Raw genomic sequence first — 22383 nt, forward strand, 5'->3', positions numbered from 1 at the left:
GCCGAAAAATGCAAAAAACAGCTGCCGAATCGGACACGGACTCGGGGAGTTCGCACCTGCCTGGCAGCTGTTCTCTTCATCTCACAGCATTCGAATTTACTTGTAGGTTTTATTATAGTTCATTTTGCAGTTTATTAAAACAGTGACTACTCCAAATGCCCTTGATTGGTTTTGTCTTTTGACATTCAATACTTATTAAAGTACAATTAAGTTGGAACTGAACCCAAGCCAGTCTTGGCAGTAGGCTCCCACCGGCCCATTTGGGCCTTTTATTTTGTCTTATATTATATATAAACAATTCCATATGGATCTGTTCTAGAAGCAACTTTACATAACGCATTATTATACCTTTTAAAGTAATTATGTGCCTTTTTTGAACGAATATAGGCATTTGGCTGATGCATTTGATACAGAAAGTAAGCGTTAACATCGACCAATTGATGCAAAAATGATCCGGCAGAATCCTTATAGTAGGGATCTTCAACAATTAGGTTAGTTTGCAGCATCCTATAACCTGGAGCACCTAAATTGGGTACCGGATTATACCGCCTCATTTTCCTAACCAAACTTGTTAACTTCTTATTATCAGTTTGATCCGGGACTATAATGGCTTTGTCGATGCCTCTGCCACGACCATTGGGGAAATTGTCGTATTGTATAGTATTATCTATTCTTTGAATCAGTCGATTCCAAGCTATTTCAAAAACATCAAATGGATGCGCCTTGTCCTGTTTTTTGACAACTACATTAACGAGACTGATATACCCAAGATTTTCTTGGAAGTCAATAGCTCTCTTGCAAATTTGAAGTCTCTCATGCTTGGGTATCCTCGCTAGTTTACCAGGCTTGGAAAAGAAGTGTGCCGCATGCATTTCCTCCCTTAATTTAAGCCCGTAAAAACTCCTCATATTAGTGCGGAACTGTATTACGTCATCCAAGAGTCTTCTCCACTGTGATTCATGTACTACTAATGCGCTTAGAGCAAAATATTGGGTTGGTGACGCCTGTAATCCAATATCTCCACTTTCATCAACATAAACTAAGTACATAATATCGGCTCCTGTCAATCATTCTGCACTCCACCTCCTGTAATTATAGGATTTTAACAATAAATACTCAACCAATCCAAATTTTTGATAATTATTTTCAATATAAAAAGTCTGTTTGTTCAACAACTAACTGCCCGTTACGTTAGGAATTCACCCCGCCATCAAACCTACGCTGTCCAGCATCACCTTGCCCGGGCCTTCGTTGAAGTGGAACGTAATCCGCTGCCACTCGGACAGGTCGAAGTCGGGGTTCTCCTCCACGAATTCCTTGAGCGGAAGCTCATACGTCTGATAAACCGGCTCTTCCGTATCTTTGAATTTTCCGTTGGCCAGAACCGGCTCGAGCGCAGGCAGCCAGGTGAACTCGGGCTCCGCCGGCGGCTCGGCCTCCATGAACAGATCGAGCGGAAGCCGGGCGGAGTTCCCCGAGCTGTCCTCCAGCTCGATGTCGATCGACAAGCTCGTCCCCAGCGCTTCCTCGAGCGCTGCGAGCTCCTCCGCGTCTTCCTCCTGATAATCCGCTTCGAGCGCCCGGCTCGTGTTCGCCAAAGAAAACATAAGATGATCTTCCTCTTCGGGTCCCTCTTGCAAAACCGGGCCAAGCACGATCGAATACGAGCCTTCCTCCTGCCAGCCCAGCTCGACCCCTTTTTCCGCCTTGTCCTCTCCTTGACGATCGATCGTATCCGCATGCTGCCACTCGGTCAACCCGGATGCCTCGGCCGTCGCCCCGGTCGAAGGCCTCTCGGGGTCCTCTCCGGAAAAATCGATCAACTGCCGGAAATCGCCGTTCTCAAACTGGTTGAAGTAACGGGTATCCGGAAGATAGAGCGAGCCTGCCCGATAGTCGCGGAACAGAGCATTGTACTCCTCCGAACCGTGAAACACCGCTTCCGCGAACGCGGATACGTATGTCTTGGCGATCCGGCGCTGATCCTCGGCAGGGAGCAAGCTTTTCGGCCTAATGAACAGCCCGGCCGGCATCGCGTTGTCCGAGCGGCCCCAGGTCGTGTTGAACTGGCTGTGGTTTGCGTCCTCGATATAGAGCGAAGCCTTGAAAGCGGCGTTGACTCCGGAGAAATCCGCGCGCCCGTACTGACGATCCCCGTAGAAGCTGACCAGATCGGTATCCTTGGCGCCTTGCAGCGTAAGGTAGGAAATATCCTGCAGCCGCGGCCGTTCCCCGTCAACCTCCGTATCCGTAGGCGCCAGCGCTATGACGGCCTCGATCTCGTAGGAACCGCGCTCGGGCAAGGAAGGATCGTCCGCGAACCAACGGCTCGCATCCGCGGCCATGGCCGCGGCCTGGCCTCCCCGGGAATGCCCGAGCAAGGCGATCCGATTGAAGTCGATCCGGCCGTAAAAGGGGGTGTCCTGCCGCTCCGAATACGATTGAAGCTGCCGGATATGCTGCAGCAGCAGCCACGCCCGCAGCTTCATGTCCTGTTCCGGAATGCCCGACCAGACGGAGTAATTGAAGAAATTTTCGTCCACGGACACGGCCGCGATCCCCCTGCTCGCCAACAGCTCGCCCAGGTATCCGTACCCCTCGTCGGAAAAATCCTCCATCAAATGATTGCCGTGCACCATCAACACGATCGGATACGGTCCGTCGCCTTCGGGAAGCCACACTCTGCCGTTCAACGGCAACGCGGTCTCGTCGAAGCCCCAAAATTGCCGGCGCAGCCACGGCCAGCTGTCGATATAAGCGGAGGCGTCGACGGAAGAGGACAGCAGCTCCGCCTCCTTGCCGAACTCCGCGCGATGCTTATCCTCGCCGCTTGCATAGGTGAATTGACGATAGGCGTAGCTGCCCGGCTGCGACGGATCGGAGGGAAGCATGGCGGAAGCTCGCACTTCAAGAGCGCCGGAATCGCCCGCATCCGCAGCTGCATCCGCGTCGTCAGCGGAACCGCCGCCCGCCAGGCGCGACGAAACTTCCGGCAGGAAGGCTAAGGCGGTTGCGACGGCAAGCGCGCCCAGCGCGATTCGCCTGACGCGGGCGCCCTTCCCGACGACGAATCCGGCAAGAAGTCCGATGCCCGCCGCAACCGACGTCACGATCAGTGCGAACACCAAAGACGCCTTCCAGCCCAACTCGGAAAAATACAGCACGAAATACGCGAGCACACTCGTATAGACCGCTGCCCCCGACGTCAACCGCGGCATCCTGTCGGCTCTCGCGAGCGCCAGAAGAACGGCGACGATCCAGGCCGCCAGCGCCATTCCCGCCGCGTTCAGCACGAGCGCCGCCGCGATGTCGAACGTCCTGCCCAGCCCCGTCGGCATCCCGAGCGCGGAGACGGAGACTGCCGCGCTGTCGAGCGCCCACATTGCGGCCAGCGCGTACTTCCAGACGCCGCGATCGCGAGCCCGATGGCTGGCCGGCCTAAGCTTTTCTCCGACGGCTATTCTTTTGTTCGCGTTTATTTCGGTATATTCCAGATTCATAGTGGATCTCGCCTCGAATGTACGGATCGTATATTTCCACTTATGGTATAATTAACTTCCCAAAAAGAAGGACGCGCAATATCGGCTGCTGCCAGGGCCTGCAAAGGTGACCGGTTAGCCTTTTGAAGGAACGGAAGAACGGTTCAAGCCTTAAGAAAGGACGATACTGACATGAGGGACATATCCAATCAGGATAAAACGGAATCGATAGCCTCTTTGCAATCTACAATCAATAAACTGGAAAATGCCTTGTCGCAGATGACACGTAATGGCGCCAATACTACTCTGGTGAAGAAACGACTCAAAGCTGTCCATATCGGCCTGACCCTGTTGGAACACGTTTGGAATCAAAGGCCCCATCCTCATACTCAGGAAGATTTGGCGGAAGCTCGCATTGTGATTACCGGGCTATTTCCATCCATAGAAAATAGTTATGCCAAGTCCAAGACGGGCAGTCCCCAAAGAACGCTTTTAGAAAGAAGAAGGAAAGCTTTGGAGCTGGCTGTTCAAGCCATTGACGAGTTTGCGCCCCAATAAATATTCCAGTTACGGTGGGCGTCTTCGGACTCTCTCGCTCTCTGACCTTCGTACTCCCTAATCCAAAGACGGTGCTTCGTCGCTCGCCCTTCTGCGCACGCCGTTGCCGACGCGATGCAGCACTTCCTGCATCTCCTCCGGATGAAGGAGCTCGATCGGCGACACGCCTTTCTCGAACTGGAACGCATCCCCTTCGATCAGGACGACGAACCTTCCGTTCATTTTGGCGATGTGGATGTTGCTGCCGTAGTCTTCCATATGCCCCTTGATCAAAATATCGTCCAGCTTAAAGCGAAGCTCCAGATCCGGCTGCAGCTCCACGAGCTGCTTGGTCGCCTCCATGACGTGATCGTGGCTCCATTTCTCCTGAAGCTCCCGCTTCTCGCCCGCCGCCCAGACATCGAACTGCTGCTTCTCCTGCCTCAGAGCCGCCACTTCTTCCGTCACCGGAACGTCCGCCGCTTCCTCCCCTTCCTCCGGACCTGCGTCGTAGTAAGGGATATCCGCCGCCTGCCATTTCGTCTCCATGTACTGATGAACCATTTCCATCACCTGGTCCGAGACGATCTCCGGCTTCGACTTCTCATAGCTGACGTATTTCAGAAAATCCTCGAAATACCGCGCATGCGAAGCCTGGTGAATTTTAAGCTCCCACTCCTCGATCATTCCCTCTTCCGGCATGTGCGGGTACTGGATCGCTTTGATGTTTTTGGCGTTGATCGCCATTTCGACCTGCGTGATCAGGCTGCGTTCGTCGGATACGCGGGCGATTTTCGACTCGAAGTCGCATTTGAACAGGAACAGGAACGGATCGTCGTACAGCTCGTTCAGCTTCGCCGTCGCCAGGACGAACGCGCCCCCGCGCACCGAGTTGGTGTCCATGTACAGACGCAGCACGTCATCGCTGAAATTGTGGAACTCAACCTTGTCGACCGCCATTCTCAGCCGCTGAAAAAGATTGTAATTCGGGTTGCTCGTCAAGTCGTGCCCCGGTTCCACGATAAACCGGCCGATCTTCGTCGGCACGTTCTCGGACGGCGCGTTGATCTCGGCCTTCCGTTTGGCGATGCGTTTGAACTCTCCGTCGAGGAACGCCTTCAGCTCGCTGTCCTGGTACTCCTCATGCGTCAGCGTCTGGTAGTGCTTATATTTCTTGGGCCCGTCCGGGTCGGAGCCCTCATTGTGAATGACGAAGAACGATAAAAATTGCACGGAGAATTTCATGTCGGACGCCGATCTCCCATCGCTCGAATAGATTGTTGTTAGCCTATACGAATCTTATCAGGTTCAATATCTTACGACAACCTTGCGGGAAAATGGGCGTTCCTCACGTTCAGCCTCCTTTTCGCTTACGTTACTCGATTCCTTAGAACATCTCGCCCTCTTACTCGCCTTTTCGCCCTCCGTTACCCGATTTCTTAGAACATCGTCTCCCGCCAACCGCCTTTTCGCCTCACGTTACTCGATTCCTTAGAACATCTCGCCCTCTTACTCGCCTTTTCGCCCTCCGTTACCCGATTTCTTAGAACATCGCCTCCCGCCAACCACCTTTTCGCCTCACGTTACTCGATTCCTTAGAACATCCCACCCCGCCAACCGCCTTTTCACCCCACGTTACTCGATTCCTTAGAACATCCAATCCCGCCAACCGCCTTTTCGCCTCACATTGCTCGATTCCTTAGAACATCCCGTCCTGCCCCCAGCCTTTCGCCACCTCCTTCTACGCTGCCCGGCCGCCCGCATTTCTGCGACCAAGCCGCATCGCCCCCTCATCCTGCCGGATATGGTATACTTTTGCTGACCTTGTTACTGGGAGTGGATAGCGTGCCGGATTGGTCCTACCAAACTTTGTTTAAGCCCGTTCTGTCCCGGCTGCCGTCCAGAGCCGCGCGGGGGTTCACGCTTGGCGCGATGGGGCGAATCAGCCGGATTCCCGGCGGGACGCTGCTGATCAAGACGCTCGGCCATATGGAGCCTTCCCCCCTGCTGCGGGACCGGATTGCGGCGCTGCCCGTTTCGACGCCCCTGGGGCTGTCCGGCAGCGTCGATCCTGCAGGCGTTGCCCACCGGGCGCTCGCGCAATTCGGCTTCGGATTCGTCGAAGTCGGTCCGGTAACGGTGCGCCCGATCGACAGCGGCGAGCCCATCCTGTACGAACGGACATCGGGGACGATTGTCTATCCGCACGAATACGAGAATTCCGGCCTGATCCGTTCGCTCCGCATGCTGGACGAGACCGGGGACGCCCTGCCGCGATTCGTTCGTCTGTCGCCGGAGCCGGGCTCCTCACCCGACCAAAGCTTCGAACAGCTGCGGCTTCTCGCGGAAGCCTTCTCTCTGACGAGAGCCGCCGGCTTTTATATCGAAATATGGTCTGCGGACCGCGGCCTGGAAGACAACCTCGCGCAGCTCGAGCGATTCTCGGCCTTCGTTCGCGGCGGTCTGTCCCGCCCTGCGCCGCAGCTGTTTTTTCTCTATCTCCCTCTGGATTTCCCGGATGCGCAGCTCACGGAATTGCTGCCCGCAATCGACCGCGGGCTGTGGAGCGGTTGCGTCATTGGCGGAGCTTTGCGAGAGCGCGGAGAAGCCGTTCGTTACGGAACGGATGGCCAAGACGCGGCGCTGCCAAAAATCAAGCGGATTCGAGAGCGGTTCCCCCAAGGAAGCTGGCTGATCCAATCGGCCGCCGGCATCCACGAGCCGCAGGACGCCGTCGACGCGCTCCGCGCCGGGGCGGATCAGCTGCTGCTCAACAGCGGACTCGTCCAATCCGGCCCGGGGCTGCCGAAAAGAATCAACGAAGCGATCATCCACGAGCGTCTGTCCGGTCAGCCGATACCCGAGTCCCCTTCCTTCTGGAAGCATTGGGGATGGATGTGCCTGCTCGGACTGGGGATGATCGTCGGCGGCATCGTCGCGTGGCTCATCGCCGAGTCTTCGGTGCTGCTCCCTTACGACGAGGATTATTTGGGCATGACGCGCGACGAGGTCGGGAGGATTAACGAGCATCTGCTGCATTTCATGTCCCATGACCGCATCACGTTGGCGGGAACGATGATTTCCATCGGCGTTCTCTATTACAGATTGGGAAAATACGGAATGCAAAATGGCCGGCACTGGGCGAGAACGGCCGTACTGACCTCCGGCGTTGTCGGCTTCCCCAGCTTCTTTCTCTATTTGGGATACGGCTTCTTCGACCCGCTGCACGCCGCCGCGGCGGCAATCCTGCTGCCGATGTTCCTGCTCGCCATGCGCCGCAATCCCGATCGTCCGCTGCGCGAGCCGGTCAATCTGCGCAACAGCCGCCAATGGCGGCTCGGCTTATGGGGCCAGCTTTGCTTTGTCGCTCTTGGAGTCGCTCTCTGCGCGGGCGGGCTTGTCATCGCCGGAGTCGGCGTCACCCACGTATTCGTCCCGCAGGACCTGGCTTTCATGGGAGCGACCCCGGAGCAGCTGGAAGCGGCCAACCCGCGCCTGATCCCCCTGATCGCCCACGATCGCGCGGGATTCGGCGGAGCTCTGTTCTCCGACGCCGTCATGCTGCTTATTCTCGCGCTGTGGGGAATCCAGCAGGGCCAGCGCTGGCTCTGGTGGACGCTGCTCGCGGGCGGATCGCCGGCGTTCGTCGCCGGTCTGAGCGTGCATTTCAGCATCGGCTATCGGGATTTCATCCATCTGCTGCCGGCTTACTTCGCCGCGGCGCTGTATGTGGCCGGACTAATCCTGCTCTATCCTTATTTAATGAGAGATGTCCATCTCCCGAACGAAGCGACGGAAAAATCCATGACCGTAACGTGACCAAAACCATGACGGCGGTAACTTACTCCGATTGCGGACGGCGTCCTATAATGTTCTTCGACGGATCCGATCGAAGCTCGCGGCAGGCAGTACGCGGCTGAAGCTTTCCGAATCAATGATATCCAAAGGAGAATCCCGATGAACAAAACCGCCCGTTTCATGACCGCCGCCGCGCTCGCATGCGCTCTGACGGTCCCTGCACTCGCTTATGCCTCCGAAGGCGAAGCCGCCCCGGCATCGAGCGCCCTGAAAGCCTCCATACAGACGGAAGGCGATTACGCCGCCGTCCAGATCGAGAAGCAGGTTTACGTCTACGACAAGAACGGCCCGCTGTACCAGACGAAGGGCAAGGATCGCATCGGGGATTTGCAGGACCTGTTCGTGCTCCCGTACGGCCCGATGCAAGTTCCGATGATTTTGATCAAAAACGATAAAAACGGCTACATGGTATTCAGCGACCTCTGGCCGGAATTCGCCAAGGGCAAAGAGCAGGACGCGGTCGACGCTTATTTTAGCGGACGCGTGCACGCCGCCCCGCGCGACAAAATCGTCAGCAGAACCGGACACCATTACGCCGAGAAGATCGGCGACGAGGTCGTCGCCTACACCGCCAACGATTTTTCCGACCTGAACAAAGGCTTCCACGAATCGATCCGGGTCAAAGGAGAGCTAAGAGGCCTGATTCTGTTCGACTGCTGCCCTTATCTTGTCGTAGACGACGGCCGGGACGCGCTGTCCGTCTACCATGCGGGAGAGAACGGCCCGGAGCTGGCAAGCTCCATCGAGTTTAAGTAGTATCGAAGACGGGATGCCGGCTGTTATTTCAGTATCCCTCACGCGCTCGTTGGGCACCGTATAACGGAGATCCGTAAAACAAGGAGGCTTCCGTTTCGCATGGACAATACGGGCGAATTCGTCGACAAGCTGCACGATACCCAGGACAAGGACCGCAGAAACCGCAAGCGCCGCACCCAAGGCAGCGGAGGAGAGAACAGCGGCAAGCATCTCCCCGGCAAGCAGCACAGCACGAACAAGTAACGCCGCCCGCTGCGCCGGTATCGCAAATAAGCCCCTCGCTTCCTCTCAAGCGAAGGGGCTTATTCGGTTACGCACCCGCCGCGACGGCTTGGCCACGCGCCGCATACGATGCGGTATCCGCCAAGCGAGGAGGCCGAACGTGAACCACACCCGAGTCAAATCCTATCGTTACCGCGTCGGCAAAAATCAGTACATCGTCATTCAAATCTACCAGCACGCCGACGCTTTTGCCGCCCAGGGCAACGCGCTCGCCAGCAACGCCTTGAATATTCGAATTTCGAAGCAAGCCCAGCGCCGCCGCAAATAAGAGAGGAGTGATCCGCAATGTCGCGTAAAACCGCAAAAAACGTCAAGAAGTGGAACAATGGCAAAACCCGCATCGACGTCGGTCAGAAGGCCGGCGCGTCCAACAATCAGGGTGGCAACTCCATCGCCATCAACGCGGTCGAGATCGGCGTCGTCCGCATTCGTCCGCAGTAAAACAGCCGTGTTCTATGGAAAGAGCCGCACGCCTGAAACAGCGAGCGGCTCTCCCATTTTAGTCGCCGGCCTGCGCATCCAGCACGACCCAGGACTCGTCCCCGTCGCATTTGGACAAGGTGTAACGCTCCCCGTCCTGCTCCAGGCTTTTGCAGAAGCTGATCCTTCTCTCCGGAGTGCCGAAGCCGTCCATCGAGTTGTCGTACGTATACTGGATCGCCTGTCCGTCAAAAAGCAAATCCCGGAAGATCGGGTCCCCCTCGATCGTGTAGTCGACGAGATGCACTTCGCCCGGGATCCCCTCGTTAACCTGTTCGACGAAGGCCTCCCACTTGTCCAGATGGGTCAGCCTGCCGTACAGATTGACGATTTCGCCGTTGGCGACGGCCTGATCCGGCGTATAGTCCAGCGAGCGAATCAAATCCCTTAACCGATTGGTGTCCTCTTCCGACAACGTGTATCCCGTGCCCGTATCCGCTACATAGGTGTACAAGCCCTTCGTCCCCGTTGTCCGTCCCAGCCAGAGATGAAAATCCGCCTGGCCGTCCTCGCCGACGAACGAAACGTCGTACTCCGGCTTGGCGATGTCCAGTTGGCCTTCCATTTTCTTCGCGGCGCGGAAGGCTTTGACGAACGTCTCCAGCTCCTCCCCCTCCGGGAACGCGCCAAGCTCGGCCGAATGAACGCTTCCGAACCGCTGCGAACGGCTGACGACCGCCTTCAGAAACTTGGCGTCCTGCCATTGAACAAGCGCGACCTCCGGCTTCCGCTCCCCGGACGGGTCCCGATTCTCCTGCGTGCTCGGCATCGGCCCTCCCGCCGGTCCGGAAGCTCCGCAGCCCGTCAAAAGCAGCAGAGCGGCAAGGGCCGCAGTCCAGTACCTTCTGTTCATCTGCACGATCACCTCGCTATTCAGACGCAGCGGCCGGCAGATAGGTTTCAGCTTGCGAAGGCAGCACCCGCCACAGGTCGAGAAGGCGCTGCTCCGACCACCGGAAGGAGGACGCGCCTCTTCTCTGTCGCTTTAGTGCGTTCGAGATTCCTGGGCCAGCCTCACCAGCATGTGGGCAAGCGCATGCCGCTGCTCTTCCGTCCCGGCTTTCCACAGCTCCTGCAGCAGCAGTTCTTCGCTATTGCGGGGCTCCTCGTGGCTTGCCAAATAGCCGGCGACCTCCTGAGCGATGATCGCCATCTGCTCCTCGTTCATGCCGATGCTCTCGGCCATGCGGATCCGTTTGTGAAGATAACCTTTGAACCGTTCGAAATTGCTCAGAATGCGATCCCGTTCCGCGGGCTCGATTCTGGCGATGGCGTCCCCTACCTGATCCGGCGCGATATCTCCGTCCTTGTCGACCACGTGGTTATGTTCGGACATCTCAATCCTCCTTGCGCTGATTGGTTATGCCCCCATATTGTTCCCTTCCGCACGCCGATCGAACCTTCTTTGGGAAACCATCCTCAGCATGACGCAAAAAGCGATCGTACCCACTAATGTGATTCCCGAGCTGATTCTGTACATCGTCTGCGGGCCCAGCTCCTGGAACATCCAGCCCCCGGCGGTTCCCGCTATAATTCCCGATACCCCGCCCCACGTCAGACCGTAGATCGCTTGTCCGGAGGAACGATACGCCGCAGGCACGAGCAGCGACGTCAGTTGGGTTCCGACGTAGTAGTAAACGCCGAAGGTCGCGCAGTGCATCAACTGAATGGCCACGATCTGCATCGACGTATCCGCCACGCCCATCAGCGCCCAGCGAACCGTATAGAGCAGACTGGCCACGACCAGCCAGGCGACCATCGGCTTGACGGTTCTTTTCATATACTTGTCCATCAGCAGAAACACCGGCGCTTCGAGAAAAGCCGTCGCAAACATGGACCAGCCGACCACGGACGTCGAGCCGCCCAACTGATCGATATATAACGCGACAAACGTTACGTTAATCGAATTGGGCACGGATACGAGCACTCCGACGATAAGCAGCGCCAGAAACGGTCCGTTGGCGAAAATTTGAACGTACGACGCTTTGTTCGAGGCACCCGCGTTCGGCATTTCGCTGCCGCGCGGCAGCAGAAAAGCAACGGCAATCGCCACAAGCATCGCGGCATCGAAAACGACCCAGAGCTTGGAGATGCCCAGATAACCGATCAGCGGGCCGACCGCCGCGGCCGTGATGGCCCAGCCCAGCGATCCCCACATCCGAAAAGCTCCGAACTTGTACCGCGTGCCCTCGATCGTATTTAGAATAAGGCTGTTGCTCTGCGTAAATAACGGACTCTGAAAAATGAAATACACGAAGATCGCCCCGTAGATCAGCGGCTCGTGGTCTGTGAAGAACACTCCCTGCATAGTGGCGAACGCGCCTATTAAAGCTAGAATCAGCACGATGCGATTGTTGCGCATCCGATCCGCCCAATAGGCCCACAGCGGATTGGCCACCAGGGCCACGATCGGTCCTCCCGCGAGCAAAGCGCCAATCTTGATCGGGGAGACGCCGATGTCTTTCAGATACAGGGAGAAAAAAGCACCGTATACGGCGAGAGAGCCGTACATGACGAAATTGAATACTCTCAGAATGTGCAATTGAAGCGGCTGTCGTTTCGTCATTGCGCTCCGTTCCTTTCAGGACTGAATAACGGCTCATGATTGTTATTATGCAGGCATATGTCGAGCTCGTCCACATCATCCCGCTCCGGCAGCTTCCGAAAGTACGCGTATGAAGAAAAAATTCCGCGCCGTGCGCCGCGCGTACGGCTATAATTTGCAGGGGATTTCTCAGCAGCACGGGAAGAACCGCCGGGGAAAATTTGTCCCTGACGGTCCTTTGGTTTCATGCTTCTGCATGTCTTCCTACAGCCCCTGATTGGTCAGCTTGATGACGTCCAGCAGCGGGATTTTGTCCTGCGTTTGGTCCGCGAACAGCCAAGGTCCCTGAGCGTGGTCGACGAACAGTACTCCGTCCAGATGATCGATCTCGTGCTGGATGCACCGGGCCAGAAAACCTTCCCCCTCCAGCTCGATCGTCTCCCCCTGCCGGTTCATCGTCGTGATTTTGACGTAGTTCGCCCTTTTCACGAAGCCGTGGTAACCGGGGTAGGAGAGGCAGGCCTCCGCTCCCTCCTGCTCGCCGCTCGTCTCGATAATCTCGGGATTGATCAATTCGATCAAGCCATCGCCGCAGTCCATAACAATCACCCGCCGCAAAATGCCGACCTGAGGCGAGGCCAGCCCCGCGCGCCCTTCCGCCGCATACAGCGTCTCCGCCATATCGTCGAGCAGCTTGGCGATTTTCGGCGTTACCGTCTCTACGGGCTTAGCCTTCTTCCGTAAAATGGATTCCCCGAAAGGAACGATAGGCAATACGGACACTTTTGTTTAAGCTCCTTTCGTCTGATCGGGAGAGGTGTGGATCCACAGGTCTCCGGGCGAGCATTCCAATGCCGTGCACAGGGCGTCCAGCGTCTCGCATTTCACCTGCTTGGGCTGTTCGTTGATCAGCGCGCTGACGGACGGCGCGGACAGCCGGTAACCTGCTTTATCCTGCAGCAGCCGCAGCAGCTGCGCGCCCGACCATACGCCTCTCTCCAGCATGACTCTGCGAAGCACCCACTCCAGCATCCCGCGATCTCCTCTCCGCCTAACCTATAATTATTTAACCAGCGCCTTAAAATATTAGGTGACACCTAATATATCATAATGCTCAGGCGCTCACAAGATCCCTTTTGGGTTCCGCCGGAACGTTATTCGCCTCGCGTAGGGCGGTCGGCCCCAGTTAGCGGTCTGCCGGACCGTTATTCGCCTCGTGTGGGGCGTCCGGGCCCAGTTAACGGTCCGCCGGAACGTTATTCGCCTCGCGTGGGGCGTCCGGGCCCGGTTAGCGGTCCGCCGGGCCGTTATTCGCCCCGCGTGGGGCGTCCGGGCCCGGTTAGCGGTCTGCCGGACCGTTATTCACCTCGTGTGGGGCGTCCGGGCCCAGTTAACGGTCCGCCGGACCGTTATTCGCCTCGCGTTGGGCGGTCGGGCCCGGTTAACGGTCCGCCGGACCGTTATTCGCCTCGTGGGGGGCGTCCGGGCCCAGTTAACGGTCCAAAGGGCCGCTATTGGTCTCGCATGGGGCGTCCGGGCCCGGTTAGCGGTCCGCCGGACCGTTATTCGCCTCGTGTGGGGCGTCCGGCACCGGTTAGCGGTCCGCCGGACCGTTAATCGTCTCGCGTCGGGCGGTCGGCCCGGTTAGCGGTCCGCCGGAACGTTATTCGCCTTGCCGGGCCGCTATCCCGCACCTGCGCGATCATTCCCGCCATTCCTCCGGGAGCAGGCGGGCGTACTTCGGCTGCAAGTAGCGGTCGTCGACAAGCAGCAGCAGCCCCCGGTCGCGCTCGGTGCGGATGAGCCGGCCTCCGGCTTGCAGCACCTTGTTGATGCCGGGGTACACATACGCGTAATCGAAGCCGCTCACCCCCAACTCGTCGAAGTGGCTGCGAATCAAGTTGCGCTCGAGCCCGAGCTGCGGCATGCCCACGCCGACGACGGCGACTCCGTTCAGCCTGTCGCCGGTCAGGTCGATCCCCTCCGAGAAAATGCCTCCCATGACCGCAAAACCGACCAAAGTCCCCTCGTTCGCCTCGTCAAACCGAGCCAGAAACCGCTCGCGCTCCTCCTCCGCCATCTCGGGCGTCTGGAGCAGCGTTTGCCAGCCTTCTTCCCCCGACCGCGCCGCAAACTCCTCATAAATAACGTTCATATACGCATACGAGGGGAAGAACGTGAGATAGTTGCCCCGCCTCCGTCCCGCAAAATCCAGCAAAGCCGCAGTCAGCTGCTCTTTCGTCCGCTCCCGGTCCGCATATCTCGTCGAGAGGGGAACGACTTCCGCCTCCCACTGCTCCTTGTCGAAGGGAGAGCCGAGCGTCACCGAATAATCCTCCTCCTCGGCCCCGAGCATCTCCATGTAATAGCCCAACGGAGACAGCGTCGCCGAGAAAAAAACGTGCGCCTGAAACCCTTTGCCCATCTGAGCGAGCAGATGCGACGGGTCCATACAGAACATTTTCAGCCGGACCTCGTTCCGCTCGAACTCCGCATACGCGACGTAGCGCTCATCGTACAGCTTGCCTGTCCGAAGCCATGCCGCCGCGGCGAAGTAAGCGTTCAGCAGCCGCTCGCTTCCCGCGCCCGGGCCGCCGCCGGCCAGCTCCCGGTCCGCTTGCGCCGCGAACTCCTCGATCGGCTCCGCGAGTCCCTCCGGAACCTGCTTCGAGACGAGCGTGTCTCCGCCGGTTTGCTTCCGCAGCGCGACAAACCACTTGTTGACCGCCTTGGCCGCCGCGTGCAGCGAGGGCCGAACTCCCTTGAATTCCCGCTCCAGCTCCAGGAACTCCCGCTTCTCCAGCACGGCCGAATACATCTCCCGCGCGCGGTCGACCAGATTGTGCGCCTCGTCCACAAGCAGGACGGTCCGTTTCTTCCGCTCTCCCGTCAGTCTCTTCAAGGAAATTCTCGGGTCGAAAATATAGTTGTAATCGCCGATCACCGCATCTGCCCCATAGGCCGCGTCGAGCGACATTTCGAACGGGCATACGACGTGCTTGCGCGCATACTTCTCGATCGTCTCGCGCCGGATCAGCGTCTCACTGCCCAGCAGATCGAGGATCGCCTCGTTGATCCGGTCGTAATAGCCGTTTGCATAAGGACAGTGTTCGGGACGGCAATCGACCTGATCCTGAAAACAAACCTTCTCCTTCGCCGTAATCGTCACGGACCGCAAGACGAGCCCCCGCTCCGCCATGAGAGCCAGCGTATCCTCCGCGGCCGTTCTCGTAATCGTCCTTGCCGTAAGGTAGAACAGCTGCTCCAGCTTGCCGGCCCCGATGGCTTTGATCGCGGGGAACAGCGTCGACACCGTCTTCCCGGTGCCGGTCGGAGCGCGGGCGAACAGCTTGCACCCTTCACCGATCGCCTTGTAGACGGCTCCTGCCAGCTTCCTCTGCCCTTCGCGGTAAGCCTCGAACGGAAATTCCAGTTCCGCTATGCCGGCGTCTCTGAGCCGCCTGTTCTTGACCAGCATGCGCGCATAAGGAGCATACGCCTCTGCAGCTTCCCGAACGTACGCCTCCAGCTCGGCCAGAGTCTTCTCCCGTTCAAAACTTCTGACTGCCTCCGTATCCACATGAACGTATGTCAATCGGACCCGCAGCCGGCCAACGCCGCTCTCCGCCGCGTACATGTAAGCGTAAAAACACGCCTGCGCCCAATGCATTTCCGGCGTCTCGTGCTCCGCCATCGCTCCGATGTCCCGGACCGTCGATTTGATCTCCTCGATCGTCGTCTCGTCGTTTTCCCCGACCAGCAGGCCGTCGCATCGCCCTTCCACCGCGAACAGAAGATCCCCGCAGGTGATCTCCGCGCTCAGATACACTTCCTTGCGATCCCGCTCGCCGTATTTCGCTTGCAGCCTCTGATGCGCCTTGGTTCCCTCGGTCAACGCGCTTGCCGCCCGGAAGCCGGAGTCGAGACTGCCGCTGCGAAACACATGCTCTACGAGTCCCCTGACGGACAGGGATAGGGTATCGGTCATAACGCGCTCTCCCCGCAACAGAACATTTGTTCCATTGTACCATAAAGCCGATCAAGCCGCGCTTCACCGTCGAACTCGTCCTATTTTTCGAGAAAAGTGCGCCCTGACTTTCTTTTTAATGATAGAATAGAAAAAAATGGATGAATCCAATCGATATCCCTTAAGCCAAGCGGAGGTTCGCATATGCCCAAGCATGCCAAAAGCAAGCCTGCTTTCTCGGTCGGCAAGAAACAAACCGCTTCCGCTCCGTCGAATACGAACGCCTCCGGTTACGTTCCCGGCACGATGCCGTCGTTCCCTTTTCTCGGGTCGATCGGCAACGGCGCCGCGCTGCAGCTGATGGGCCAAGCCGATTCGGACATCGACGAGGACGAATGGAGCGAGGACGAGTCGGACGGAGAGGCTGCGGAGCTTGACGACGAAGGGTCGGACGGCGAAGAAGCCATAGAGCTTGACGACGAGGAGGCGGAAGACGACAACGCGGAATGGGAGGACCAGTTCGCCGAGGAGCAGTACGAGGAGTATATGGGGAGAAAAGAGGACGGCGAAGCGCGGGATTACGTGCAGGAGACGCTGGACTACGATTCATCGGACAATGAGAGCGAGATGGAAGAGGGGACTTTCCTCGGGGCGATGGAGCAGATTTTCTCGGTTATGAATCCTTACCCGGACGTGGACGAGCTGAAGACGTTGTCCGACCGCGTCGCGGAGGACAAGGAAGACGGCGACGATATCGGAAGGGAGACGTTCGAGGACGTCGGCAAGCTTCACGACAATCGCGACGGGGTCGTCAGCGTGCGGGACAATCCCGTCCTGTTCGCGGCGCACCGCGACATTATTCCGATCAAATCCGCGCGCAAGGCCAAGAGTCACCGAATTCCGCTCAAGTATCCCGACTATCGCAAAAAGTTCAATAAATCGGTGCCGAAAGCCGCCAAGTATCTCATGAAACGCAACAACTTCCGCAAGAAAATATTGGCCAAGAAAATGCAGGCGAAGCACGCCAAAGCCTTCGAGGAAATGCTGTCGTCCGGCTCGCTCGATCTGCGGAACGCCAACGACAAGCCGCCGGCGCTGGAGCACAAAATCAACAAAGCGGGCAAGCAAGGCTTCCCGATCGGCCAGGTTCGTTCGCGCAATCTCGTGCTCGTGAACGACGACCGCAAATACGACGAAGGCCCCCACCCGATGATGCACAGCATCAAAGCGGCGGAAGGCAGCGACAAAACCAACTACTCGAAGCTCGACGACGACGCGGGCGGAGCGATCGCCTTCGGCATCCGCAGAGGCATCGAAAGAAGACGACTGGAAAAGGAAGAAGAACAGGAAGAAAAATCGGATTTCTGATAAAAAAAGGCCGCGTTCCCGAGGGCGAACAGGCCGCCTGCACAAGCAAAAACGCCTGCAGGTTAAGAAAGAGGCGCATGCGCTCCCCAGCCGCAGCAACGGCGAAAGGAACGTCATGCGCCTCCGGTTTTGTCGATTACCGGAAAAAACGAGGCAAATACGGCTTGTTCTGCTCCAGCATTTCGTTCAGCAGGATTTTGGCGATCTTGACGGACGGCACGAGAGGATGGGCGGCCATCGCTTGCAGCGCGATTTCGCGGTCTCCGGAGATCGCCGCCTCGATCGTCAGCCGCTCGTACGATTTGACCGCGCGGATCAGACCCTTCGCTTGCTCCGGCACCTTCGTAACGGGGAGCGGGATCGGGCCCATGCCGGTCACAACGCAGTTGACCTCGATGGCGGCATCCTCGGGCAGGAAGTCAAGCGTCCTGCCGTTTTTCACGTTCAGCGTCTGAATGTCCCGCTTGTCGTTGTGGAGCGAGACCATCAAATTGACCGCCGCTTCGGAGTAATACGCACCGCCGCGCTGCTCCAGCTGCTTCGGTTTCTCTTGCAGGTTCGGGTCCTTGTACAGCTCGAACAGCTCGTCTTCGACGCGCTTTACGACTTCCGCGCGCGTCCCTTTGGTCTTCAGCGATTCAAGCTGCTCCTCCAGCATGACGTCGGTCAGGTAAAAATACTTCAAATAATACGAAGGGAACCCGCCCAAGCCGCGCAGAAAATCGAGATCCCACTCCGTCGCGGGCACGTTCTTGCCGGAATACTCCTCGCGCTTGTCGAGCAGCTCCGCCAGCTTGTCTTCGCCGTTCACTTCGATCCGTGTCACCCAGTGCAGATGATTGAGGCCGACGAATTCGGTGTACAGCCGGTCCGGCGTCGTGCCGTACTTCTTGCTCAGCCACTTGTGCAGGCCGATCGGCGCGTTGCAGAGTCCGACGCTCTGCACCTTGGAATAACGGGGGATCGCCTCGGTGACCATGCCGGCCGGATTCGTAAAATTCAGCAGCCAGGCGTTCGGGGCCAGCTCCTCGATATCCCGGCAGATGTCGAGCAGCACCGGAATTGTCCGGAGCGCCTTCATCATGCCCCCGGGACCGGTCGTCTCCTGTCCGATGACGCCGTGCTTGTTCGGAATATGTTCGTCCCACTTCCGCGCTTCGAGCAGCCCGACGCGCATCTGCGTCGAGACGAAGTCCGCCCCGGCGATCGCTTGCCGGCGATCGAGCGTCAGGTGAACTTCGATCGGCAGGCCGGACTTGGCCACCATCCGCTTCGCCAGCTCGCCGACGATCTCCAGCTTGCGGCGGCCTTCCTCGATATCGACCAGCCACAGCTCCCGAATCGGCAGCCGCTCGTAATGATTAATGAAACCTTCCACGATCTCCGGCGTATACGAGGAGCCCCCGCCGATGACTGCGATCTTCAAACCTTGTTTGTTCGCCATGTCGCTTCCCTCTCCTTGTTAAATAGTCGCGATGCGATTTTCCCGGGCCAGGCGAGCCTCCACTCAAGCGATATGGCAGACCGCCTTCGAACTGGCGGATTACCCGATTAACGGTCTACCGGACCGTTAAATGGCTGTGGTGCGGTAGCGGTACCCGATTAACGGTCTCCCGGACCGTTAAATCGCCGTGGTACGCTGGCGGTACCCGATTAACGGTCTCCCGGACCGTTAAATGACCGTGGTGCGCTGACGGTACCTGATTAACGGTCTCCCGGACCGTTAAATGGCCGTGGCGCGCTGGCGGTACCCGATTAACGGTCTCCCGGACCGTTAAATCGCCGTGGCGTGCTGGCGGTACCCGATTAACGGTCTGCCGGACCGTTAAATCGCCGTGGTGCAATAGCGGTACCCGATTAACGGTCTCCCGGACCGTTAAATCGCCGTGGCGTGCTGGCGGTACCCGATTAACGGTCTCCCGGACCGTTAAATCGCCGTGGCGTGCTGGCGGTACCTGATTAACGGTCTCCCGGACCGTTAAATCGCCGTGGTGCGCTGGCGGTACCCGATTAACGGTCCGTCAACCCGTCCGCTCGCCGTCTTCCTATGCGAGGCTGAATTCCGCCATGCCGCGAAGACGCTCGTAAATGGCCGAAGGCAGCTCAATGCCCGTCGCCTCCACGGCCATCCAGACCGCCCCGACGACCGGCTCGACCTCCAGCGTAACGACGCGGGCGGCGGGCGCAGCCGCCTTGACGGCTTCGCGGATCGGCTGGTGAACGAAATCCCCTTCGCCCCGGGTGACGATGCTGCCCGCAAGAACGACGTCGAACGTCAGAGTCTCCATCGCCAGCCGCCGGATTACCGCCTGAGCCGACTTGCCGAGCTCGATTCCCTGGCCGCGCAAAATATCCGCAGCCGCCTCGTCCCCTTCCTTCGCCGCCGTAAACAGCAGCTTGGCGAGCCGAAGCGGAGGCACCTTGTTATGGTCCAAATAATCGTCGAACATCTCCTGCACGCTGCCGTAGCCGAGCTCGTCCAGCACCAGCCGCGTCAGCAGCGTGGGGCGCTCGCGGCCGTCCCAGGCGCGAATGACGGTGCGAAACGCCTCAATGCACAGCGAGCCTCCTCCCCCGAAGTCGCCGAACGGATACGTAAAGCCCCCGCATTGGAAAAAGCGCCCTTCCGGGTTAACCCCCGCGCTGTTGGAGCCGGTGCCGCAGATCAGCACGACGCCGTAAGGCCGGTCCGTCCCCGCGCGAAGCGCGATCATCGTATCGCAATTGATCTCGTATCTCGGAAACCCGAGCTCGGCGATCATCGGCCGCAAAATCCGGTAATCGGCTTCTCTGTCCGCACCGGCCAAGCCGAAGTAGGCGAATTCGATTTGCTCCCGGGTCAGTCCCGCCTGGGCCAAAGCCATCTCGACCGACTCGCGGATGTTCGCCTTCGCCTCCGCGTAATCGATCTGGTGGTTGCCGTTGCCGCTGTGCCCCTTGCCCGCAACGGAGCCCTGCTCGTCGACGATCAGCGTATACGTCTTGCTCCCTCCGCCGTCCACGCCCAAATAATACTTCATAATCCGCAGTCTCCTCCTTGCTCGTTATCGTTTCCTTGCCGTCGATTCCCGAACGATCAGCGTCGGCTCGACGGTTACGGTCGCCGGGCGTTTCGCGGGATCGCTCATCGCCGCCAGCAGCAGTTCCACGCCGGCCGCGCCGATCTTGTCCGCCGGCTGCCGGACCGTCGTCAGCCTCGGCCGGAACTCCGACGCGAATTTCTGATCGTCGAACCCGACGACGGACAGCTCCTCCGGAATCCGAATTCCGCGATTCAGACAGGCGTCGACGACGCCCAGCGCGATATAATCGTCCGCGGCGAACAGCGCCGACGGAAGATCACCCGCATCGATCCATCGCGTCGCGATCCCGTAGCCCGACGCCATGTCGAACGTCCCTTTCTCCAGGCGATCGGGTTTCAGCCCCGCCTCCTCCAGCGCCGCCAGGAACCCCCGTTCCCGCTCGCGGCTGCTGAGGAACGGGTCGGGTCCTACGATATGGGCGATCCGGGTATGGCCCAGCTCGATCAAATGCTTCGCCGCCTCGTAGCCCCCCTTGAAGTTGTCCACGATCACCGAGGAAGCGGAAGGGTGATCTCGCGAATTGTCGATGAGCACGAACGGAATTTTCCTGCTTTGCAGCTCCGCAACCAGTTCGTCCTCGTCCGTAGGGGATAGCAGAATAACCCCGTCCACCCGATCCTCCTGAAACAGAGAACGCCGGAACCCGTCCCCGAAGCTCTGCGCAACCGACAGCGCCAGCAAGTAGCCGTGCTCGACCAGCCGATCGTTCGCCTCCTTCACGACCGTGTCGAAGAACGAATCGTCCAGCGTGGTCAGCATCAGCCCGATGATTCCCGTCCGGCCGCGGGCCAGACTGCGGGCCGAGGCGTTCGGGTGATAGTTGAGCTCCTTCATCGCCTGCAGTACCTTTTCTTTGTTCTTCGGACGAACGGAGCTCGAGTTGTTCAGCACCCTCGATACGGTTACGACCGACAATCCCGATTTTCTGGCAACGTCCAAAATGTTAATCTTCATCCTCCGACTCTCCTGTGCGATGAAAATGTCCTGCGAATGCCTCCGCCCCGAAAGTTAATGCGCTTTAACTTTTGGGGCATGGAACGACGATACCGACCGGACGGTACCGTATTCGCTAAATTTATAATAATCCCAAAAGTTAAAGCGGTTAAACTTTTATCCCTATTTATTATAGACTCCAAAAGCGTAAAAAAACAAGCGGATTCCCATCCCGTTCCGCCTTCGTTTGTTGTTGTTTGCATTCGTTTCTTCTAAAATGAACATAAACGCAAGGGAGGAACGCGATCATGTTCGCTTCGCATAGAAGAGACCGGATTCTGGAGCTGCTGCAGCGGGACAAGCAGGTGCTCGTCAAGGATCTGGCGCGCATGTTTCAGGTATCGGAAGGCACGCTGCGGATCGATCTCCGCATTTTGGAGGATGAGGGGCTGCTGGAGAGAACCCACGGGGGAGCGATTCCGCTCAAGCAGCAGCCGGCTTTCGCGGGGGATTCGCGGGACCCGTCCCGCAGCCAGCTTAATTCCGAGGAGAAGCAGGCCATCGGCAGGAAGGCCGCCGAGCTCGTCCACGACGGCCAGTGCATTTTGCTGGATGCCAGCTCTACCGTTCTGGAGCTGGCCAAGGGCTTGACCGGGCATAACTATTTGACGGTCGTAACGAACGGTCTGGAAGCGGCGACGACGCTGAACCGGAATCCGCGCAACAATGTCATTCTCATCGGAGGCGTGCTGCGGGTCGGCTCCAGGACGGTGGAAGGCGTGCTGGGGAAAGATATTTTGAGCGGCATCCACGCCGATCTGTTCTTCACTTCGGCGGAGGGGCTCAGCGTCCAGGAAGGGATGACGGACTTCAGCCTGCACGAGGCCGAGCTCAAGAAGCTGATGGCGGCCAACGCCAGCCGAACGGTCGCCCTGGTCGACCATACGAAGCTCGGGAGAAGATCGATCGCCTCCTCGATCGCTTTCGGCGAAATTCATGCGCTCGTCACGGACGACAAGGCCGATCCCGGCTTCCTGAAACAATGCAAAAGCACGGAAGTGCTCATAGCCGATTGCAAACGGCGCTAAACGAATG

20 protein-coding genes are annotated in these 22383 nt (G+C 58.4%); 8 read left to right on the forward strand and 12 right to left on the reverse strand.

Annotation, left to right across the window (positions count from 1 at the left end; translation table 11 throughout):
• Positions 1-284 precede the first annotated feature (284 nt).
• Positions 285-1049 carry a DUF3800 domain-containing protein gene (locus tag ACFFT4_RS06995; RefSeq protein WP_378046218.1) on the reverse strand — a complete coding sequence of 255 codons (765 nt, stop codon included), beginning with the start codon at positions 1047-1049 and terminating at the stop codon, positions 285-287.
• A 150-nt stretch (positions 1050-1199) separates the two neighbouring features.
• The gene (locus tag ACFFT4_RS07000) at positions 1200-3500 is read right to left on the reverse strand and encodes an alpha/beta hydrolase (protein ID WP_378046220.1); all 2301 of its coding nucleotides are present in this window, start codon (positions 3498-3500) and stop codon (positions 1200-1202) included.
• Positions 3501-3671: 171 nt separating this feature from the next.
• On the opposite strand from ACFFT4_RS07000, the gene ACFFT4_RS07005 reads away from it, so the two are divergent.
• Positions 3672-4037 (forward strand): hypothetical protein, encoded by a 366-nt coding sequence (locus tag ACFFT4_RS07005; protein ID WP_378046222.1) that lies wholly within the window; start codon positions 3672-3674, stop codon positions 4035-4037.
• A 57-nt stretch (positions 4038-4094) separates the two neighbouring features.
• On the opposite strand, the gene ACFFT4_RS07010 is transcribed toward ACFFT4_RS07005, so the two are convergent.
• The gene (locus tag ACFFT4_RS07010) at positions 4095-5261 is read right to left on the reverse strand and encodes a DUF3900 domain-containing protein (protein WP_378046223.1); all 1167 of its coding nucleotides are present in this window, start codon (positions 5259-5261) and stop codon (positions 4095-4097) included.
• 600 nt (positions 5262-5861) lie between these two features.
• On the opposite strand from ACFFT4_RS07010, the gene ACFFT4_RS07015 reads away from it, so the two are divergent.
• The 5 genes from ACFFT4_RS07015 (at position 5862) to ACFFT4_RS07035 (ending at position 9353) form a co-directional block, all read left to right on the forward strand.
• Positions 5862-7835, forward strand: a complete 1974-nt coding sequence (locus ACFFT4_RS07015) for a dihydroorotate dehydrogenase (protein ID WP_378046225.1) — start codon at positions 5862-5864, stop codon at positions 7833-7835.
• A 138-nt stretch (positions 7836-7973) separates the two neighbouring features.
• Complete coding sequence (locus ACFFT4_RS07020; RefSeq protein ID WP_378046227.1) at positions 7974-8630, forward strand: hypothetical protein; 657 nt, start codon at positions 7974-7976, stop codon at positions 8628-8630.
• A 99-nt stretch (positions 8631-8729) separates the two neighbouring features.
• Entirely contained in the window at positions 8730-8873 is a 144-nt protein-coding gene (locus tag ACFFT4_RS07025; protein WP_378046229.1) for a DUF4023 family protein, read from the forward strand.
• Between the two features lie 139 nt (positions 8874-9012).
• Positions 9013-9180 carry a hypothetical protein gene (locus ACFFT4_RS07030; RefSeq protein WP_378046231.1) on the forward strand — a complete coding sequence of 56 codons (168 nt, stop codon included), beginning with the start codon at positions 9013-9015 and terminating at the stop codon, positions 9178-9180.
• A gap of 17 nt (positions 9181-9197) precedes the next feature.
• Positions 9198-9353: a hypothetical protein gene (locus ACFFT4_RS07035; protein WP_378046233.1), complete on the forward strand. Its 156-nt coding sequence runs from the start codon at positions 9198-9200 to the stop codon at positions 9351-9353.
• Positions 9354-9411: 58 nt separating this feature from the next.
• Here ACFFT4_RS07035 and ACFFT4_RS07040 read toward each other — a convergent pair whose 3' ends face one another.
• The 6 genes from ACFFT4_RS07040 to ACFFT4_RS07065 form a co-directional block, all read right to left on the reverse strand.
• Positions 9412-10245, reverse strand: a complete 834-nt coding sequence (locus ACFFT4_RS07040) for a DUF4362 domain-containing protein (protein WP_378046235.1) — start codon at positions 10243-10245, stop codon at positions 9412-9414.
• A gap of 132 nt (positions 10246-10377) precedes the next feature.
• Positions 10378-10728 carry a DUF3243 domain-containing protein gene (locus ACFFT4_RS07045; RefSeq protein WP_378046237.1) on the reverse strand — a complete coding sequence of 117 codons (351 nt, stop codon included), beginning with the start codon at positions 10726-10728 and terminating at the stop codon, positions 10378-10380.
• A 24-nt stretch (positions 10729-10752) separates the two neighbouring features.
• Complete coding sequence (locus tag ACFFT4_RS07050; RefSeq protein ID WP_378046239.1) at positions 10753-11958, reverse strand: MFS transporter; 1206 nt, start codon at positions 11956-11958, stop codon at positions 10753-10755.
• 243 nt (positions 11959-12201) lie between these two features.
• Positions 12202-12720 (reverse strand): peptide deformylase, encoded by a 519-nt coding sequence (gene def, locus ACFFT4_RS07055; RefSeq protein WP_378046241.1) that lies wholly within the window; start codon positions 12718-12720, stop codon positions 12202-12204.
• Positions 12721-12726: 6 nt separating this feature from the next.
• Positions 12727-12969 (reverse strand): helix-turn-helix domain-containing protein, encoded by a 243-nt coding sequence (locus tag ACFFT4_RS07060; protein WP_378046242.1) that lies wholly within the window; start codon positions 12967-12969, stop codon positions 12727-12729.
• A 670-nt stretch (positions 12970-13639) separates the two neighbouring features.
• Positions 13640-15925: an ATP-dependent DNA helicase gene (locus tag ACFFT4_RS07065; RefSeq protein WP_378046244.1), complete on the reverse strand. Its 2286-nt coding sequence runs from the start codon at positions 15923-15925 to the stop codon at positions 13640-13642.
• A gap of 183 nt (positions 15926-16108) precedes the next feature.
• Here ACFFT4_RS07065 and ACFFT4_RS07070 point away from each other — a divergent pair, with 183 nt between their 5' ends.
• A complete protein-coding gene (locus ACFFT4_RS07070) occupies positions 16109-17272 on the forward strand; it encodes a hypothetical protein (protein ID WP_378046246.1) in 1164 nt (387 codons plus the stop codon).
• Positions 17273-17408: 136 nt separating this feature from the next.
• Here the strand turns inward: ACFFT4_RS07070 and ACFFT4_RS07075 are convergent, their stop codons facing one another.
• The 3 genes from ACFFT4_RS07075 to ACFFT4_RS07085 all read right to left on the reverse strand — a co-directional run bounded on the left by ACFFT4_RS07075 (position 17409) and on the right by ACFFT4_RS07085 (position 21309).
• Positions 17409-18716: a 6-phospho-beta-glucosidase gene (locus tag ACFFT4_RS07075; RefSeq protein WP_378046247.1), complete on the reverse strand. Its 1308-nt coding sequence runs from the start codon at positions 18714-18716 to the stop codon at positions 17409-17411.
• A gap of 601 nt (positions 18717-19317) precedes the next feature.
• Positions 19318-20292 carry an N-acetylglucosamine kinase gene (locus ACFFT4_RS07080; RefSeq protein ID WP_378046248.1) on the reverse strand — a complete coding sequence of 325 codons (975 nt, stop codon included), beginning with the start codon at positions 20290-20292 and terminating at the stop codon, positions 19318-19320.
• Between the two features lie 24 nt (positions 20293-20316).
• Positions 20317-21309: a LacI family DNA-binding transcriptional regulator gene (locus ACFFT4_RS07085; RefSeq protein ID WP_378046249.1), complete on the reverse strand. Its 993-nt coding sequence runs from the start codon at positions 21307-21309 to the stop codon at positions 20317-20319.
• A 287-nt stretch (positions 21310-21596) separates the two neighbouring features.
• Here ACFFT4_RS07085 and ACFFT4_RS07090 point away from each other — a divergent pair, with 287 nt between their 5' ends.
• Positions 21597-22376: a DeoR/GlpR family DNA-binding transcription regulator gene (locus ACFFT4_RS07090; RefSeq protein WP_378046250.1), complete on the forward strand. Its 780-nt coding sequence runs from the start codon at positions 21597-21599 to the stop codon at positions 22374-22376.
• Positions 22377-22383 lie beyond the last annotated feature (7 nt).

Origin of the sequence: Cohnella cellulosilytica (assembly GCF_042431195.1) — a bacterium.
GTDB classification, from domain to species: Bacteria; Bacillota; Bacilli; order Paenibacillales; family Paenibacillaceae; genus Cohnella; species Cohnella cellulosilytica.

Coding starts and splice junctions, on each gene's coding strand:
- ACFFT4_RS06995 (WP_378046218.1), bottom strand. CDS start 1,049: ATGTACTTAGTTTATGTTGATGAAAGTGGAGATATTGGATTACAGGCG.
- ACFFT4_RS07000 (WP_378046220.1), bottom strand. CDS start 3,500: ATGAATCTGGAATATACCGAAATAAACGCGAACAAAAGAATAGCCGTC.
- ACFFT4_RS07005 (WP_378046222.1), top strand. CDS start 3,672: ATGAGGGACATATCCAATCAGGATAAAACGGAATCGATAGCCTCTTTG.
- ACFFT4_RS07010 (WP_378046223.1), bottom strand. CDS start 5,261: ATGAAATTCTCCGTGCAATTTTTATCGTTCTTCGTCATTCACAATGAG.
- ACFFT4_RS07020 (WP_378046227.1), top strand. CDS start 7,974: ATGAACAAAACCGCCCGTTTCATGACCGCCGCCGCGCTCGCATGCGCT.
- ACFFT4_RS07025 (WP_378046229.1), top strand. CDS start 8,730: ATGGACAATACGGGCGAATTCGTCGACAAGCTGCACGATACCCAGGAC.
- ACFFT4_RS07035 (WP_378046233.1), top strand. CDS start 9,198: ATGTCGCGTAAAACCGCAAAAAACGTCAAGAAGTGGAACAATGGCAAA.
- ACFFT4_RS07040 (WP_378046235.1), bottom strand. CDS start 10,245: ATGAACAGAAGGTACTGGACTGCGGCCCTTGCCGCTCTGCTGCTTTTG.
- ACFFT4_RS07045 (WP_378046237.1), bottom strand. CDS start 10,728: ATGTCCGAACATAACCACGTGGTCGACAAGGACGGAGATATCGCGCCG.
- ACFFT4_RS07050 (WP_378046239.1), bottom strand. CDS start 11,958: ATGACGAAACGACAGCCGCTTCAATTGCACATTCTGAGAGTATTCAAT.
- ACFFT4_RS07060 (WP_378046242.1), bottom strand. CDS start 12,969: ATGCTGGAGTGGGTGCTTCGCAGAGTCATGCTGGAGAGAGGCGTATGG.
- ACFFT4_RS07065 (WP_378046244.1), bottom strand. CDS start 15,925: ATGACCGATACCCTATCCCTGTCCGTCAGGGGACTCGTAGAGCATGTG.
- ACFFT4_RS07070 (WP_378046246.1), top strand. CDS start 16,109: ATGCCCAAGCATGCCAAAAGCAAGCCTGCTTTCTCGGTCGGCAAGAAA.
- ACFFT4_RS07075 (WP_378046247.1), bottom strand. CDS start 18,716: ATGGCGAACAAACAAGGTTTGAAGATCGCAGTCATCGGCGGGGGCTCC.
- ACFFT4_RS07080 (WP_378046248.1), bottom strand. CDS start 20,292: ATGAAGTATTATTTGGGCGTGGACGGCGGAGGGAGCAAGACGTATACG.
- ACFFT4_RS07085 (WP_378046249.1), bottom strand. CDS start 21,309: ATGAAGATTAACATTTTGGACGTTGCCAGAAAATCGGGATTGTCGGTC.
- ACFFT4_RS07090 (WP_378046250.1), top strand. CDS start 21,597: ATGTTCGCTTCGCATAGAAGAGACCGGATTCTGGAGCTGCTGCAGCGG.